The following is a 17,640-nucleotide window of genomic DNA, read 5'->3' as shown; positions in this document are numbered from 1 at the left end:
TTTTTAGGTGGGAGAGAGCATCCGGCCATGCGTAGAAGCGGTCAGATCCTTTTCCTGCCCCAGACATAGTGAAAACAAAGAGAGAAAACGAGTGCAGGTCACCTTTTGTTATCCATAGCCGCGGCTTATATGTCGAAAAATCAAAATGGATTTATATAGATATGTCTGTTTTCCAATACCAAGTATGAATCCATCCTTGAGCGAAATGTGGAACGTTTCATTATGAATTTAGTAATCACTTTCAGATAAAGTGAAACTTTGATCAGTGGGGGGTTTCTTCATCCCCCACTGATCATTAGTTGAACGAATCGGGCTTTTACGGGCAGTTTATCCCCCACCTAACTTCTTTTCTCCTTGCAGAACTTTGAGGTGGGGGTATTACTGCCCGTTAATGCGGGATAAAAAGTCGTTAATGTTTTAAGGGGAAGTATATATTTTTATGCTTTCAACTAGGGTGGCAACGCGGGTTAACTCTCGTCTCTTTTATAGGAACGGGAGTTTTTGTAAAGGAAGATATGAGATGCTAGATGTAGTGAGAATAGTAGTACAATTAAAGTTAAAATAAATAAAAATATTGTGCAGCAGGGGCTATAATAAAGAAAGATAACATGAAAAGGAGTGAAGTAGCATGAAACAAGGAATCATAGAACGTTTTACAAGATATGTAAAGGTAGACACACAATCCAGTGAACAAAGTCATACAGTACCGTCAACATCTGGTCAAATTGAGTTTGCCAAACTATTGGTGGAAGAATTAAACGTGATGGGATTATCGGAAGTAACGATGGATGCAAATGGTTACGTGATGGCGACACTTCCTGCAAATACAGACAAGCAGGTTCCAGTGATTGGATTTTTAGCTCATCTGGATACTGCAACAGATTTTACAGGGAAAAATGTTAAACCGCAAATCCATCAAAATTTTGATGGTAAAGCGATTACGCTGAACAAGGAATTGGGCGTTATTCTAACGCCAGAAATGTTCCCGGAGCTGCCGTCTTATAAAGGACATACATTGATTACTACTGATGGAACAACACTTCTTGGCGCAGATGATAAAGCTGGGATTACGGAAATTATGACCGCAATGGACTATCTATTACATCACCCAGAAATCAAACATGGGAAAATTAGAGTGGCATTTACACCTGACGAAGAAATTGGTCGTGGACCAGCACATTTTGATGTGAAATCTTTTGGGGCATCATTTGCGTACACGATGGATGGTGGACCGCTGGGGGGGCTAGAGTATGAAAGTTTCAATGCTGCAAGTGCCAAGCTTATTTTTAAAGGAAACAATACTCATCCTGGTACAGCCAAGAATAAAATGGTCAATGCAAATAAGCTAGCGATGGAGTTCCACGAGCAACTACCGGCAGCAGAGGCACCAGAGTATACAGATGGTTATGAAGGATTTTACCACCTTATCTCGGTAAATGGTGATGTTGAACAAAGTCAATCCAATTATATTATCCGTGACTTTAACCGCAACAACTTTATTGCCCGAAAAGAAAACGTGGCAGCAATCGCGAATCAGATGCAGGAGAAGTATGGTACTGAAAGTATTATCCTCGAGATGAATGATCAATACTACAATATGCTTGAAAAGATTGAACCGGTCAAGGAAATTGTGGATATTGCTTATGAAGCAATGAAAAACCTCGATATCGAGCCGAAAATCCAACCAATCCGTGGTGGTACTGACGGTTCCCAATTATCGTATATGGGTCTGCCAACACCAAATATCTTTACTGGTGGGGAAAACTACCATGGCAAATTTGAATATATTTCTGTAGATAATATGGAAAAAGCTGTTCAAGTTATTATCGAGATAGCGCAGTTATTTGAAGAAAAAGCATAAAAGAAATAAACCCGGATGGTGTTGATTACTATCTGGGTTTATTTCTTTTAAATCTATTTAATTTTTGCTTAACAACTATGATATGAACTAGAATAATATCAATATTAAATTGACTTATTGAGATAGATATACAGGATGAAAAAAATTAACGAGAAGAAAAATAAAAAAAAGAATCTAATTTAATTAGGTTCTTTTTTTATGACCATTTATGGATTTATAAGAGAGGTCGGTCAATTAAAGTAGTGAATTCTAATTCATGAACGTGATCATCATCTAATGTAGTTGTTCCTTTTATGAAATGTATATGTTTTCCATTTCCGATAAAGATAGCAGGACCTGTTGTTATTGCTACTTCATGATGATGATTAAAAAAATCGGTATTAACAAATATTGCATGAACATGACTGTTACCCTTTGGTATTACTTCGCTAGTAACGCCTGCAAAACGGTGATTATGTCTGTCGTCACCTTCTTCTGCTAACTTAGTACTGGCTATAAATTCGTGTACATGTGTCTGTATTGTATTTTCTTCGAGGGTGTTGGTATTATTCTGTTCCTTTGGTTCTGGCACATTCTTATCTGGTGGATTTATCGTCATGAAAGAACTACCTCCTTTTAGATAAACTTACTTTAATATGTTATTAAAATTGATAAAAATGTATGTTAGTAAATTTGGAAAAATTGTTAATGAGTTTTTGTTTACTACCGGTAAGGATATCTTATGTAGATCTGATATGAATAAGATATACAACAGGGATTTTACTATTTGAATACGAAATTAATATGTTAAGAGAGCGTACATAACAGTTAAAGGATAAATGCAAATAATTTTGATTTGAAATGGAGGATAGTCTATGAAAATTGTTATATTATGTTTTAATCAGTTCACTGATATAGATGTCTTTTTACCTTGGGAATTATTAAACAGAGTGAAATTGATTGGAGGAGTTACTGATTGGGAGGTGAAAATTATAGGTACAAAAGAAAATCATGTATCTATGGCTGGATTATGTATTCCTACCTCTGGTTCATTAGAAGAAATAATAAATGCGTATGCTATTTTAATTTCTAGTGGTGTTGGTGTACAAAAAGTAATAAAAGAATCTACTTATTTGGAAAGTCTAAAATTAAATCCAGAAAAATAGCTTATTGGTTCTATGTGTTCACGAGCATTGCTTCTAGGAGCATTAGGTCTTTTAACAGGTAAGAAAGCCACTACATACCCTACAGTGGTTCAACAACTGGAGCAATATGGTGTTAATGTGGTTGAGGAAAGTTTTGTAAATGAAGGTAATGTATCAACTGCTGCAGGATGTTTAGCTGCACAAGAGCTTGTTTCATGGATCATAAAATTATTAATTGATGAAGAAATGGTTAACAAAGTAATTGAGACTGTTCAACCAGTTGGAAAAGGATTAAAAGTAAGGTAGTAATCAACTTTGTTATAAATAAACTTATTTTTAATTATTGATTTATGAAAAAAGCTAGCATCATGCTAGCTTTTTCTTTTTACTACCGAAAAGTGGGGTTATGTAAACCTCACATAAAGTGAAACTTTAATCAGTGGGGGGCTTCATCCCCCACTGATCATTAGCCCGCACGAATCGGGCTTTTACGGGATAAATATGATATACATAAATCAAAAAACGCTGAATTACTATCTTCAGTGTTTTCTTTTCATATAAGATTGATTTTATTCTGATTGTTGAGCTGACTGTGTTTGAAGGGATGATTGTACTTGACTCACAAGGGTTTGGGCTTGAGCTATCTCAGTTGAAGCTTGTTTTAAAGCTGCTTCACATAGTATTTGATCTGAAGCAGATTGTTCAATTGCTTGTGTAATTAGTCCCTTAGAAAGGGATACTGCTGCTTGAGCTTTTTTTAATTGGTTAGTATCAATTTGTTGTGGCATTTTTGTTTCCTCCTGTACTGTATTTTTTATACCCTTATATAATCTTCTCTTATCTCAGTTTTTATGTACATTTCTTTTATGTTTTGAACTTTTAGAAGCTGGAAATTTGTTTTCAGTATGAAGTATTTTCACTAGTTGTATATTAGAAATGATTTACAAGAACCTGCAAAGAAAAGATGGGAAAGCATGTTTAATGTTATTGGACTTGGAAGAAGAGGATCCAATATTGCTGAGTTAAAAACACGAAAATGTGAAAGGAACCTTTTATTGTATAAATAACACAATTCTGTGGCAGTTGCACAGGGTATAGGATATTGTATCTGTTTTTGTCTAGGGAATAGATTTTTAGAATAAAATTAATAAAGAATTCTCCATAAATAGAAAATTGCATAGGATTCCCAGTTTGTCCATGTTGAAGAGAACTGTCTAATTTCTTCTTTAGTAGGTTTGTTCTCGGAACCTGTAAGAAGTCTAATCACGTTATGCAGACCGACATCATCAATAGGAAAAGCAGAAGGAATTCTCAGACAGCGCATCAAAACATAATTTGCTGTCCATGGCCCAACTCCACGTATATTTACCAAACTCGTTTGAAAGTACGCTGTAAATGATAAGGACTGCCGTGACACATAGCTGCTAGTGTTTCTAACGTTAATGTTTCATTGTAATTATTATCAATGTATTCCGTAATTTGTGTTACCCAATCTTCATCGGGCAACCTCAGTCCATTCGGTTTACATCGTTTGCAGGGGCGGGGGCTTTTTAGTAAAAAAATTATTTTGTAAACGAGTGTGTGTAAGTATATCTTTGTTTACTGTTTCTATAGATAGTAAACTTGCATTAGAAGCATGGGGATTTGTTTCAGTGTTTAAATAAAGGGATTATTGACAGCCAACTTAGAATGCAATGATATGAATAAAATTTTCCGAAAGGAGCATACAAAGATGATGAATAAAAGTAAGTTTTTTGGATATATCGGAACTTATACGAAAGGTGACAGCAAAGGTATTTACAGCTTTACGCTGGATACAGAAACAGCAAGAATCTTGGATGTAAAGGAAGCAGCTCATTTAGACAACCCCACATACTTAACCATTAGTCAAGACAATCAATATCTCTATTCGGTAATAAAAAAAGAGGAATCAGGAGGTGTAGCTGTTTATTCAATTAACAATCAGACCAAAAATCTTGAAGCGCTAAATACCCAATTATTAGAGGGGGCACCCCCTTGCCATGTTAGTGTTGACAGAAAAAATCGCACAGTAGTTACAGCAAATTACCATAAAGGAACAATTGAATCCTATCTAGTAAATCAGGAAAATGGAACTGTAAGTTCTGCAACATCCATTATTGAACATAAAGGTTCGGGCCCAAATAAAGAAAGACAACAAAAGCCGCACACACATTACGCAGGATTTACTCCTGATGAAAAATATGTAGTAGCTATTGATTTGGGAATCGATAAATTGATTACATATGAAGTAAATAGAGGTATTTTAACGGAAGTTAGCAATTTATCTGTCAATCCAGGAAGTGGTCCAAGACATCTTGTGTTTCACCCAAATGAAAAATACGCCTATATGATGACTGAACTTAGTTCAGAGGTAATCGTTTTGACATATAATGCTGAGGACGGCAGTTTTAAAGAGTTACAATACATTTCTACCATTCCAGAAGAATATAATGAGAACAACCAAGGTAGTGCGATTCATATCTCTTCGGATGGTCGCTTTGTATATGCGGCAAACCGGGGACATAATAGTATTGCTGTTTTCAGTGTAAATCAGGATTCAAGTGAACTTGTTTTTGTTGAATCTATACCTACAGAAGGGAATTGGCCACGAGATTTTGTACTTGATCCTACTGGAAAATTCCTTGTTGCTTTAAATGAAAAATCCAGTAATCTTGTGTTATTTTCAAGAAACGAGTCTACAGGAAAGCTGACGCTTTTGCAGTCTGATGTTGTTGTGCCTGACCCGGTATGTATGAAATTTTTGAATATTTAATTTATAAATAGTATTGAAGTAGACATGTTGTAGGCGTCTATATAAATACAAATTAAAAAACCGAATTTTAAGGTGGGAGAGAGCATCCGGCCATGCATAGAAGCGGTCAGAGCCTTTTCCTGCCCCATGTCAAGTGAAAACAAAGAGAGAAAACGAGTGCAGGTCACTTTTTGTTATCCATAGCCGCGGCTATATGTCGAAAAATCAAAATGGATTTATATAATATGAATCAGCGGTGATATATTTTAATAAAATTAAGTATACAATAAAGCTAAAAAAACACGTTCGATTACATTTAATATAATCGAACGTGTTTTTTTTAGGAGGATTTCTTGAATATCATTTCTATTATTTATATGAATAAAAAAGAGGTGAGATTAAAATTAAACAACTCTATTGTTAGTGTACACATAATTGTTCAAATTTCTAAAATTATTATTGAAATAATTGGTATATAAATATATACTTAATAACGATAATCATTATCAATTAATGGAGATAGAAAAGATGATTTGTTATTGGAGGAAGTGAAGCGAATGATTTTTAATGTTGAATAGATGTACGCTAAGGAAATACATAGATAAAGACGATGTTTCATTTGATTCATAAAAATTATTAAAATGGTGTATTTCATACATTTTAAGATTGTAAATTTGGAGAGGAGTAGTTAGAAACATGAAGAAGAAATTATTTGCGTTAGGAATGGTAACAGTATTAAGTGTAGGTCTTGCAGCATGTAACAGTGCAGAAAAGAGTTCAGGAGAACAAAAGCAGCAAAGTAAAGCGACTGAAACGAAGAAGGATGAGAAACAGAAAATTACATATCTTGGGAAAGAATATACAGTGCCTTCAAAAGTATCAAAAATTGTAACAGCTAGTTTAGAATCAATGGAAGATGCAGCTGTACTTGGAATTAAGCCAGTAGGAGCAATTACAGTAGGTGGAAAGTTACCTGAGTATTTAGCAAAAGATTTAGAAGGTGCAAAATCTGTTGGTGAGAAAATGCAACCCAATTTTGAAACGTTACTTCAATTAAAACCAGATGTAATTACATCTAGTTCAAAATTCCCACCAGAAACGTTTGAGAAGTTTACGAAGGTAGCTCCTACATTCCCAGTGTCACACATTTCTACAAATTGGGAAGATAACTTAAAGTTAATGGGAGAGCTATCTGGTAAGAAAGATAAAGCAGAAAAAATTATTAAGGATTACAAAGCAGATGCTGAGAAAGCAAAAGGAAAACTATCAGACAAGTTAAAAGATAAGAAGGTTCTTGTAGTAAGACTAAGAGCTAGTAGCTTGTATCTTTATCCAGAAGGCGTATACTTCAACCCTGTTATTTACAAAGATTTAGGATTAACTGTTCCAGAACAAATTAAAGCTGTAAAAGCGCAAGAAGCAATCTCTTTAGAAAAATTAGCTGAAAGCAATCCAGATTATGTCTTCTTGCAATTTGAAGCAAGCGAAAATAAAGATAAGCCAAAAGCGCTAGAAGAATTAGAAAGTAATCCAATCTGGCAAAGTATTAATGCTGTTAAAGACAAAAAGGTATTTGTAAACGCTGTTGATCCAATGGCACAAGGTGGTACTGCTTGGAGTAAAACAGCATTCTTAAAAGCTGCAGAGAAAAAATTATCTAAATAATTAAATAAGTAAGGTGCGTTGAATGATATGCGGAAAATAAATTCAGTACTAATGATAATTGTATGTCTGGCCCCCATATGTATTTTACTTACGATTATGTTATCTATTTTATATGGGGCGAAAAATATTGATTTTGAAACAGCTTGGAATGCACTGTTTCATTTCAATTCAGGAAATGTAAATCATAATATTGTTATTACTTCTCGTTTACCAAGGGTAGTTGGAGCTCTATTAGTCGGAGCATTTCTAGCCATATCAGGAGCACTTATGCAGGGGATGACAAGAAACTATCTTGCATCCCCTTCTATTATGGGTGTGACAGATGGCTCTGCATTTGTTATTACAATTTGTATGGTGTTCCTTCCAGGAATGTCTTCAGTGAATATGATTTTATGTTCTATGCTCGGTTCGGCATTAGGAGCTGGAATTGTTTTTGGATTTGGTTCATTGCTTCGAAATGGATTATCACCAGTTCGGCTGGCAATTATAGGAACTGTTATAGGAACATTTTTAAGTAGTATTTCTGCTGCAATTGCATCCTATTTTCAAGTCTCGCAAAATATTAGCTTTTGGTATAACGCGAAATTACATCAAGTAGATCCGAATATACTCAAGTTAGCAATTCCGTTTGGCTTAGCTGGTATTATTCTGGCGCTTCTTATCTCAAAATCTATTACGATTCTTTCGTTAGGGGAAGAGGTTTCTATTAATTTAGGTCAACGCACAAAACTTGTAAAAGCTACTGCAATTATATCTGTTGTATTTTTAACAGGTACTGCGGTTGCTTTAGTTGGAAAAATTGGTTTTGTAGGACTAATTATTCCTCATATTACTCGCTTTTTAATTGGAGTAGATTATAAATGGATTGTACCGTGTGCTGGTGTAATCGGCGGAGTTTTTCTAGCCTTATGTGATGTGTTAAGTAGATTTGTAAATTATCCATTTGAAACACCAATAGGGGTCGTTACGTCATTAATTGGAATTCCTTTCTTCCTTTACTTAATTAGAACAAGAGGAGGAGAGAAGCATGCTTAGAGGTTCACGCCAGCGTTATGTAATGACAATGAGTATTATCATATTCTTAATTTTGAGTGCAATTTATATGAGTTTAACAAATGGTACGTTTGATATTACGATTACAGATGTATTTCGAACGATATTTCGGATTGATTCTGTACCTGAGCATGATTTAGTTATATTTGATTTTAGGCTTCCTAGAATTGTAATTGCTGGATTAGTAGGAGTAGGACTTGGAATTGCAGGTGCTGTTATTCAAGGAGTTACACGAAATGGTTTAGCAGATCCAGGTATTTTAGGGATTAATGCAGGAGCAGGAACTGCAATCGTTATCTTTATGTTTTTCTTTCAAAGCCAAATAAAAAGTACAGACTGGATTTCTATTATGATGATGCCATTGTTTGGTTTAGTCGGTGGCTTAGGAGCTGCAATACTAATATATATGTTTTCTTGGCGAAATGGAAAATTAGATTCGCAGCGTCTTTTGTTAACAGGGATTGCGATAGGTTCAGGATTTGGAGCATTTTCCATGTATGTATCATTGAAAATGAAAGCTACTGATTTTGAAATGGCTACGGTTTGGGTTTCGGGAAGTATATATAATGCAAACTGGAAATATATTATTGCAATGTTGCCCTGGCTCATTATCTTAATTCCAATTATCAAAAGAAAAGCGTACTTGCTCGATTTATTTCAATTGGAAGAGACGAGTATAACAAGCCTAGGAGTTTCAGTAGAAAAAGAAAAATCCATTTTATTATTAAGTAGTATTGGATTAGTAAGTGCTTGCGTTTCTGTTTCAGGAAGCATTGGTTTTGTTGGTCTAATGGCGCCACACATTGCCAAATGTCTGGTCGGAATCCATCATAATCATGTAATTCCCGTATGCGGAGCAATTGGAATGCTACTTGTCATTGCCTCGGATTTTATTGCGAAAACATTTTTTACACCAGCAGAGTTACCAGTTGGAATCGTGATTTCAATTATTGGTGTACCATATTTTCTATATCTGTTATACAAAGCAAAGGCGTAAAAGGAGTGATAGGAAGTGAGTGTCCTAAGCGTAAAGAATTTAGAAACAAGCTATGAAAAATTTACGGTGTTTCGTGATTTAAATGTAGAAGTACAGGAAGGTAAAGTGACAACGATTATTGGACCAAATGGATGTGGAAAATCTACCTTGTTAAAAACAATGGGCCGAATTTTAAAACAGAAAAGTGGTAAGGTGTATTTACAAGGACAAGATTTACATACAATTCCTACAAAACAGATTGCGAAGCAGCTTGCTTTATTACCACAAAATCCAATTGCTCCAGGAGAATTGAAGGTAGAAGAACTGATTTCTTACGGGCGATATCCACACCGTAACAATGTCAATAAAATCTCATCAAAAGATAAAGAAATCATTGAATGGGCGATGGATATTACAAAAACGACTGCTTTTCGTAAACGTCAAATTGCAAATTTATCAGGTGGACAAAGACAAAAAGTATGGCTAGCTATGGCTTTAGCGCAAGAAACGGAAATTTTATTATTAGATGAACCAACTACCTATCTTGACATGGCTCATCAATTAGAAGTACTGCAAATAGTTGAACGATTAAATAGGGAGCATAAATGTACGGTAGTTATGGTTTTACATGATATTAATCATGCGGCGCGATTTTCCCATGAAATTATCGCGATGAAAGAAGGGAAAATCGTTACAGTTGGAAGTCCTGTAGAAATTATTACAAATGAAGTGTTAAAAAATGTGTTTCAGATTGATGCACGAGTAATGATAGATCCATATAATGGGGCTCCTGTATGTTTCGGTTACGACAGTGTATTCCAAGAGGAAAATACAGAAATTTATGTAACGAGTTAAAAAGTAAGAGGGAGGATTTTATTTCATGAATTTCAGTATTGAAAAACAAGATGCTATCATTTCGAATACAGAACAATGGAATATGCATTCCAAAAAAGAGAATCGTGAATATAGAATTCATATTTCGAAGCCAAAGCAACAAGCGCCACCTTCTGGATATCCCGTGATTTATGTATTAGATGGGAATGCTTTTTTCCAAACGTTTCAAGAGGCTGTGCGGGTACAATCTGTTAGATCTGAAAAAACGGGAGTTATACCAGCTATTGTTGTTGGTATCGGTTATCCAATAGAAGAAAATTTTGCTTCTACCTACCGATTTTATGATTTTACACTTCCATCGTCTTCTCTTACTTTACCGCCAAGACCAGATGGAAAACCATGGCCGAAAACAGGAGGAGCGAATGTTTTTTTAGATTTTATTCAAGAAGAATTGAAACCACGAATCAATAAACAGTTTCAAGTTGATTCTAAGAGACAAACAATATTTGGACATTCATTAGGTGGACTATTTGTTTTGTACGTATTGTTTACAAATATAAATGCTTTTCAAACATATTTTATAAGCAGTCCTTCTATTTGGTGGAACGACCAATCCATTCTTGAAAAAGAAGCGGATTTTATAAATGAATTAGATAAAGCAGATTCTGAGATTGGGGTTTTTCTTACTGTTGGATCACTAGAAAAAGATCATATGGTTGAGGATGCAAGTGCACTATCAGAGCGCTTATTTGATTTACAACATAGTAGATTACGGTTTGCTTTCCATGAAGCTGACGGAGAAAATCATGTATCTGTAATACCGACCGTTTTAAGCAGGGCATTGCGGTTTGTATTTAATCAATAATTGCAGATAAAGGGTACTAAAAATGACCAGAAATATATTAGTAAGAAATTTTAATAAAAATGACTTAGACCAAGTGTTACAGCTCTTTTATGATACGGTTCATACAATTAATGAAAAAGATTATAATCAAAAGCAATTAGATGCATGGGCACCAAAAGGTTTAGGTTGCACGAAATGGTTGAATTCTTTAGAAAAGAATATATGTTATGTAGCTGAGCTTGAAGGAAAGGTGATTGGTTTTGGGGATTATAATGATGAAGCTTACATAGATCGATTATTTACTCATAAAGATTATCAGGGGTGGGGAGTTGCTTCTAAAATATTGCAAATGCTGGAGAAAGAGGCAATAAAGTTAGAACATCAGGAAGTGTATACAGAAGCGAGTATTACAGCACGCCCTTTTTTTGAAAGGAAGGGATATACCTGTATAAACAAACAAAACAAGAAACATAATGGACAAATTTTTATCAATTATATAATGAAAAAAACAGCCTTCTCATAAGCGAGAAGGCCGTTTTTTCATTATTTTACAGCTTCTTTTAATTCTTTACCAGCTTTGAATGCAGGAACTTTTGAAGCTGCGATTTGCATTTCTTCACCAGTTTGTGGGTTACGGCCTGTACGAGCAGCTCTTTCACGAACTTCAAATGTACCGAATCCGATAAGTTGTACTTTTTCACCAGTTGTTAAAGTGTTTGTGATTGATTCTAATACAGATTGCACAACTACAGTAGCTTCTTTTTGAGAAATTTCAGCTGTTTGTGCTACATTTTTAATTAATTCTGTTTTATTCATATCTTCACCTCATATGTAAGTATTGATTATAAGTTGTTATTATAACGTATAAAAGAGAAGAGAACAAGTGTACTATTGATTTTCTGTTAAATTATTTTGTTAAGCAGTCGCAGATTTTTTCTTTAATTCAGCTGTTTCATTTTTAGACTGCATCTGTTTGTTATAAGCTAAAAAATAAGGTAAGGCAACGAAAATCATACCACCGACTAAATTTCCGAAAAAGACGACAATGAAATTCGGGAAGTATTCCATCCAAGTTATATGTCCTGCAAAGATAGCTGCTGGAATGACAAACATATTGGCTACAACGTGCTGAAAGCCAATGGCAACAAAAGTCATGACAGGAAACCAAATGCCAATTACTTTTCCGCTAAAATCTTTGCTACCCATACTGAGCCAAACGGCTAAGCAAACGAGCCAGTTACAGCCAATAGCAGAGACAAATGCTTGCAAAGGTGTATCATGTAGTTTCGCTTGAGCGATGGCTACGGTTTTTGTTAAGAACTGTCCTTCCGTTAATCCAACAATGTGCCCGAAAAAATAAGCAACAAATACAGCTCCAATAAAATTACTAACAGTAACAATCGTTAAATTTTTTAATACTTTAGAAAAGGTAATCCTTTTAGAAAACCAAGCGATTGGTACGGTCATCATATTACCAGTTACTAATTCACCGCCGGCAAGAATAATTAAGATGAGACCGATCGGGAAAACAGCAGCTCCTAGAAAACTAGCAAACGATCCCCAAGACTTTGGTACAGTTCCAATTACATGAATATCGAGTAAATAACCTAATGCAATGAAAGCGCCACCTAGAAACCCGAGAATTAGCATAGGCAGTAGTGGTAAAAGAGCTTTCTTTTGTCCTGAATTGGTAGCCAATTCAGTAATTTCTTGTGGTGCATAGACAGACATAAATAACCCCTCCATATTTATGGTAATAAAGTGAAACTTTGATCAGTGGAGGTTTTCTTCATCCCCCACTGATCATTAGCCCTCACCAATCGAACTTTTACGGGCAGTTATCCCCCATCTATCTTCTTTGAATTTCTCAGAATCTTGAGATGGGAGTCTTACTGCCTATTAATGCGGAATAAATATAAAAACCAACATAAATCAGACCTGTTTTTGTAGAAAATGTACCATTTATACTGGCTGAAATAGCTTTATTTTGTAGGAGCATAATGAACAGTGTATTAGGAATAATAACGTTTTTATTAAATATAGAAATTATAAATTTATGTTACATAATTTTCAAAATCTTGTCAATTGGGTGTGGCTTTATGATGGATAAAAATGCATAATAAAAGCAATTAATATATTACAATGTGTTTAAATTCGTATAGTAGTATTATCTTCTCATTTTGTAACACGGATGTAACATTAAGCTCTTATGATACATCCAGAGGTGAAAATATGAGTGTTAATATAGAGAGAAAAAAGAAAAATATAATTTCAAAGAAAATAATTGTAATTAGCTTCCTAGCCATTTTTATTTTACCAGTGGTAGTTTATTTATATGCCACGAAATTTGAACCTAAATCAATATTAACCACATGGAATGATATTGAAAACTCTAATATTCCAGATGGTTTTCATAATATAAAAATTGTACAGTTGTCAGATACACATTTAGGACCAAATTTTACTCTTCAACAGCTACAAGGGCTAGTAGAACAAATAAATATACTAAAGCCTGATATTGTTGTTTTTACGGGTGATTTAATTGATCATTTTGGTACGTACCATTCTGAAAGAGAACAGGCAAAAGCTATTTTGAGCCAAATTTGTGCTCCGCTTGGAAAATATGCAGTGTTTGGTAATCATGATCGTGGTGGAGGGGGGAGTAGATTATATAAGAAATATATGGAGGAAGCGGGTTTCACTGTTTTAGTAAATGAAGTGAAAAAGATAACAGTAGCAAATGGTAATCATATTACAGTGTCTGGACTAGATGATTTTTTACTCGGAAAGCCACAAATTCAACGTACGTTGCAACAGCTCCGAAGTCAAGATTTTAACTTACTATTGGTACATGAACCAGATGTCGCAGATCAAATTCGTAAATATCCAGTAGATTTTCAGATTTCCGGGCATAGTCATGGCGGGCAAGTCCAAATTCCGTTCATAGGGCCTATTGTGACTACGTCATTAGCTGAAAAATATGTGGAAGGATTGTATTTATTCAAAGATCGAAGTAAACCATTGCAATTGTATGTCAATCGTGGAATTGGAACTACGAGAATGCCTTTGCGGTTTTTAAGTAAACCTGAGCTCTCTGTTTTCGTGTTGAAACGGACGAATAAAGAGATTTGAGTTGAAAGGAATTCCAAATGGATAAGTTAGTAGAAAATAATAATTTTCTCATTTTGAGAATGCATTTGTACTTTTTGTACTAAATGTAATCAATTTCATGCCTTCTATTAAGATCTTAAACAGAGAAAAAGCACTCATTACGAGTGCCTTTTCTCTGACTTGAATAACCACTTATGTATTGGGGACTCCCATCCCATTTATATTTTACCATAATTAACTAAAAAAATTGTTGAGAAAATAAAGTAAAACTTTGATCAGTGCATTTTAGAAAATTTGTTTCAAGCGGCGATAAAGAATGGTGAAGTTGCTACGAAAAATCCTTTGCTACTTGCACATTCATTTTCTGCCGTTACGATAATTTCTAACAAACATTCACTGATGGAACAGCTGGGTGGACCAGAAAAAGCAGCAGAAGAGTTAGTTGATTTGTTTTGTTTTGGTTGGGGATTTCGCCGAGGCAATAATTGTAAGAACTATTTGTTACATTAATAGAATAGAAAAACTCTAAATAAATGTGTTTTTTAAGTTCAAGGACTATCTTTTTCTTTATAGAAAAATATACCATTTGTTACTTTTGGAATATTTTGATATTTTTAAATTAGTGTCGCACATTAAAAAGAAAACGAAAGTATAAAAAAGAATTTCATCATGGGGTAAAAAGGGGGGATGAAATATAAGATGAAGAAACACAGTTTTTACATAATAAAAACAAGACGTAATACTTAATGCTTTTACATGGATTCTGAAAAATGGGAGGGGTATAAGATGAAGACGGATAAAAAATTAAAGAAGGATTTACAGATACGTCATATTACAATGATTTCGATTGGTGGAGTTATTGGAGCTGGCCTATTTGTTGGGAGTGGTGCGGTTATTCATTCTACCGGTCCTGGTTCTATACTTTCGTATGCACTAGCTGGACTGCTGGTTATCTTTGTAATGAGGATGCTAGGCGAAATGGCAGTTGCTAATCCGACAAGTGGTTCCTTTGCTACCTATGCACGTGAGGCAATTGGTCCGTGGGCTGGGTATACAATTGGCTGGTTGTATTGGTTTTTTTGGGTAATCGTTATTGCCATAGAAGCAACGGCAGGAGCAGGGATTATTCAATATTGGATTCCACAAGTTCCACTTTGGTTATTAAGCTTAATTTTAACTGTTCTTTTGACCCTTACAAATGTGTTTTCAGTGAAATCATTTGGAGAATTTGAATATTGGTTTTCTTTTATAAAAGTAGTAAGTATTGTGTTGTTTCTTTGTCTTGGACTAGCTGTTATTATGGGGCTTGTACCAGGAACTTCAGCACCCGGTTTCTCTAATTTAGTCGGGCAAGGGGGATTTATTCCTCATGGTATAAGTTCTGTTCTTCTTGGAATTACAGTCGTTATATTTTCATTTATGGGATCTGAAATTGTTGCGGTAGCAGCAGGGGAATCAACAGAGCCTGCCAAAGCAGTAAAAACAGCGACTAACAGTGTGATTTGGCGTATTCTTGTATTTTACATAGGTTCTATCACGGTAGTTGTGACTCTTCTTCCTTGGGATTCAGCTAATATACTAAAAAGCCCATTTGTAGCGGTACTGGAACATATCGGTATACCAGCAGCAGCTCAGATTATGAATTTTATCGTATTGACTGCAGTGCTTTCTTGTTTAAATTCAGGTTTGTATACAAATTCAAGAATGCTTTTTTCAATGGCTGGAAGAGGAGATGCTCCGAAGGCATTTTTAAAATTAAGTAGCAGCGGAGTACCGGTTCGAGCTGTGTTGTTTGGTACATTTTTTGCTTATATTGGCGTTATTTTCAGTTATATTTCTCCGGATAAAGTATTTTTATTCTTAGTGAACGCATCTGGTGGGATTGCCTTGTTAGTGTATCTTGTTATTGCTTTTTCACATTTACGTATGCGTAAGAAGATGGATAAGAAAAATCAGGAAGTTTTGAAGGTGAAGATGTGGCTGTTTCCTTATTTAACATATGTCACAATTGCTGGGATAACAGCGGTATTAATCGCTATGTTTGTTATCGAATCATTACGTTCACAAGCTCTTTTAACGACGCTTGTTACAGTTTTTATTATCGTGTCCTATTTTCTTTTTAATAGAAAAGGAAATATTTCAATTTCTTATCATCAAAAAAGAGATGAAGAATCGACTAATCTATAATAATATTTGATAAAGTGAAACTTTTATCAGTGGGGTTTTCTTCATCCCCCACTGATAATTAGCCCTCACCAATCGGGTTTTAACGGGCAGTTATTCCCCACCTATCTTCCTTGTTTCTCTCTCTCTGAATCTTGAGGTGGGGGTCTTACTGCCTGCGAATAGCGGGATAAATGTTGCAAATGTATAAGGAAAAAGAGAACACATACCTTCTTTCGTACTTTAAGTAATGGGAAAGCTTACTTAAAGTACGAAAGAAGGTTTTTTTTAGGTGTATACGTTTATGTGTAATCAGACTTCATTCAAAAATGATAGGTAAGTATTCGTTAAGGTTTCTATCATATATGTAAAAGTGACTATTATTAAGTCGGTTTTTTTCTATAAATAATAAAAATGACTATTATACAAACCTACACAACGATAGAAAGACATGCATATGTTAGAAGCATAAGGAGTTTTTAAAACTCTAAAATTATCTTAAAAAGGAGAGTATAAATTATGAGTGAACTTCAAGGTGATAAACAATGTCCGAGTGAGGTGCCATGTCCAGTTGAAGGAAAGACTCAAATTCCACTTAGCGATACAGCCGCAGCACCTATTGTTACGCAAAATGCACTGGTGAAAGTGCCAGTTGTTTTGGCTGAGAGAACAATTCAAATTGTGGTAGAGTCGACTATTTCATTGGATCCTCCAGCGACCGAAATTAAACGTGTTTTAAAAAATGTATTTTTAACACAATGTAAGTTAGTACCCGTAGCCTTTACACCAGTACAAAATACAAATTTCCGCCGAGTTACAAGAGCAAAATTATTTGTAGAAGGTTTTATTCGTAAAAATATTGAATTTGCTAGTGATGAGTGTAATGGAGTACTGTATGATCGCATTGCTAATGTTAATTTTTCTGGATTTGCAGAGTTAGCAGGAGATGATTTTCTGACACAGCCTTTAATCGCAGCTTCTTCAGATACTACATCTCACTTTATTAATCCTAAGAATGGTGATGAACCGCGATTAGACAAGTATTTCTTTGAAAATTCAGTGGTTTATAATGAACAACCGTTTTGTGAATTAATTAGCGCTAATTTCTTTGAACTTGATTTTTCGCCATGTCCTACAAAGATAAATGAATCATTTGATAAGATTCGTGAAAAGATTGTATTGGATCTTACTTTGAAAGTCTTACAAGTACAGCAAGTACGGGCTTAAAACAAAAAA

General features: G+C 34.8%; 16 protein-coding genes and 3 pseudogenes. 13 read left to right on the top strand and 6 right to left on the bottom strand.

What is annotated here, in order from left to right; genetic code table 11:
• The first annotated feature begins 628 nt into the window (after positions 1–628).
• On the top strand, positions 629–1,861 hold the full coding sequence (pepT, locus tag QUF99_RS19585; protein WP_289372166.1) for a peptidase T: 1,233 nt from the start codon (positions 629–631) through the stop codon (positions 1,859–1,861).
• A gap of 214 nt (positions 1,862–2,075) precedes the next feature.
• Here pepT and QUF99_RS19580 read toward each other — a convergent pair whose 3' ends face one another.
• A complete protein-coding gene (locus QUF99_RS19580) occupies positions 2,076–2,459 on the bottom strand; it encodes a YmaF family protein (protein ID WP_289372165.1) in 384 nt (127 codons plus the stop codon).
• Between the two features lie 256 nt (positions 2,460–2,715).
• Between QUF99_RS19580 and QUF99_RS19575 the strand changes: the two are divergent.
• A pseudogene (locus QUF99_RS19575) lies at positions 2,716–3,291 on the top strand (DJ-1/PfpI family protein).
• Positions 3,292–3,554: 263 nt separating this feature from the next.
• Here the strand turns inward: QUF99_RS19575 and QUF99_RS19570 are convergent.
• The 3 genes and pseudogenes from QUF99_RS19570 to QUF99_RS19560 form a co-directional block, all read right to left on the bottom strand.
• Complete coding sequence (locus QUF99_RS19570) at positions 3,555–3,773, bottom strand: hypothetical protein (protein ID WP_289372163.1); 219 nt, start codon at positions 3,771–3,773, stop codon at positions 3,555–3,557.
• A 356-nt stretch (positions 3,774–4,129) separates the two neighbouring features.
• Positions 4,130–4,357 (bottom strand): annotated as a pseudogene (locus tag QUF99_RS19565) (DNA-3-methyladenine glycosylase family protein); the annotation flags it as partial.
• Positions 4,357–4,527 (bottom strand): annotated as a pseudogene (locus QUF99_RS19560) (AraC family transcriptional regulator); the annotation flags it as partial. The pseudogenes QUF99_RS19565 and QUF99_RS19560, both read right to left, overlap by 1 nt.
• 190 nt (positions 4,528–4,717) lie before the next feature.
• On the opposite strand from QUF99_RS19560, the gene QUF99_RS19555 reads away from it, so the two are divergent.
• The 7 genes from QUF99_RS19555 to QUF99_RS19525 all read left to right on the top strand — a co-directional run bounded on the left by QUF99_RS19555 (position 4,718) and on the right by QUF99_RS19525 (position 11,653).
• Positions 4,718–5,779, top strand: a complete 1,062-nt coding sequence (locus QUF99_RS19555) for a lactonase family protein (protein ID WP_289372161.1) — start codon at positions 4,718–4,720, stop codon at positions 5,777–5,779.
• 675 nt (positions 5,780–6,454) lie between these two features.
• Complete coding sequence (locus QUF99_RS19550; RefSeq protein WP_289372159.1) at positions 6,455–7,423, top strand: iron-hydroxamate ABC transporter substrate-binding protein; 969 nt, start codon at positions 6,455–6,457, stop codon at positions 7,421–7,423.
• 27 nt (positions 7,424–7,450) lie between these two features.
• Positions 7,451–8,458, top strand: coding sequence for a FecCD family ABC transporter permease (locus tag QUF99_RS19545; RefSeq protein WP_289372157.1), 1,008 nt, complete (start codon positions 7,451–7,453; stop codon positions 8,456–8,458).
• Positions 8,451–9,473 (top strand): FecCD family ABC transporter permease, encoded by a 1,023-nt coding sequence (locus tag QUF99_RS19540; protein WP_289372155.1) that lies wholly within the window; start codon positions 8,451–8,453, stop codon positions 9,471–9,473. The genes QUF99_RS19545 and QUF99_RS19540 overlap by 8 nt, the downstream gene beginning before the upstream one ends.
• Before the next feature lie 15 nt (positions 9,474–9,488).
• The gene (locus QUF99_RS19535) at positions 9,489–10,307 is read left to right on the top strand and encodes an ABC transporter ATP-binding protein (protein WP_289372153.1); all 819 of its coding nucleotides are present in this window, start codon (positions 9,489–9,491) and stop codon (positions 10,305–10,307) included.
• 25 nt (positions 10,308–10,332) lie between these two features.
• Complete coding sequence (locus tag QUF99_RS19530; RefSeq protein ID WP_289372151.1) at positions 10,333–11,151, top strand: alpha/beta hydrolase; 819 nt, start codon at positions 10,333–10,335, stop codon at positions 11,149–11,151.
• A 22-nt stretch (positions 11,152–11,173) separates the two neighbouring features.
• A complete protein-coding gene (locus QUF99_RS19525) occupies positions 11,174–11,653 on the top strand; it encodes a GNAT family N-acetyltransferase (RefSeq protein WP_289372149.1) in 480 nt (159 codons plus the stop codon).
• A gap of 20 nt (positions 11,654–11,673) precedes the next feature.
• Here QUF99_RS19525 and QUF99_RS19520 read toward each other — a convergent pair whose 3' ends face one another.
• Together QUF99_RS19520 and QUF99_RS19515 are read right to left on the bottom strand one after the other, a co-directional pair.
• Positions 11,674–11,946: an HU family DNA-binding protein gene (locus QUF99_RS19520; RefSeq protein ID WP_286121422.1), complete on the bottom strand. Its 273-nt coding sequence runs from the start codon at positions 11,944–11,946 to the stop codon at positions 11,674–11,676.
• 99 nt (positions 11,947–12,045) lie between these two features.
• The gene (locus QUF99_RS19515; protein WP_289372148.1) at positions 12,046–12,861 is read right to left on the bottom strand and encodes a formate/nitrite transporter family protein; all 816 of its coding nucleotides are present in this window, start codon (positions 12,859–12,861) and stop codon (positions 12,046–12,048) included.
• 501 nt (positions 12,862–13,362) lie between these two features.
• Between QUF99_RS19515 and QUF99_RS19510 the strand changes: the two genes are divergently transcribed.
• The 4 genes from QUF99_RS19510 (at position 13,363) to QUF99_RS19495 (ending at position 17,631) form a co-directional block, all read left to right on the top strand.
• On the top strand, positions 13,363–14,262 hold the full coding sequence (locus QUF99_RS19510) for a metallophosphoesterase (RefSeq protein WP_289372146.1): 900 nt from the start codon (positions 13,363–13,365) through the stop codon (positions 14,260–14,262).
• 273 nt (positions 14,263–14,535) lie between these two features.
• Positions 14,536–14,751, top strand: a complete 216-nt coding sequence (locus tag QUF99_RS19505; RefSeq protein ID WP_289372143.1) for a hypothetical protein — start codon at positions 14,536–14,538, stop codon at positions 14,749–14,751.
• 276 nt (positions 14,752–15,027) lie between these two features.
• Complete coding sequence (locus tag QUF99_RS19500; protein WP_289372141.1) at positions 15,028–16,428, top strand: amino acid permease; 1,401 nt, start codon at positions 15,028–15,030, stop codon at positions 16,426–16,428.
• A 495-nt stretch (positions 16,429–16,923) separates the two neighbouring features.
• The gene (locus QUF99_RS19495; RefSeq protein ID WP_289372140.1) at positions 16,924–17,631 is read left to right on the top strand and encodes a CsxC family protein; all 708 of its coding nucleotides are present in this window, start codon (positions 16,924–16,926) and stop codon (positions 17,629–17,631) included.
• Positions 17,632–17,640 lie beyond the last annotated feature (9 nt).

The organism is Bacillus sp. DX4.1 (assembly GCF_030348195.1).
Classification (GTDB): Bacteria; Bacillota; Bacilli; order Bacillales; family Bacillaceae_G; genus Bacillus_A.
Note: the sequence above shows the minus strand (reverse complement) of the source record. Positions and strands in the feature narration are given on the sequence as shown.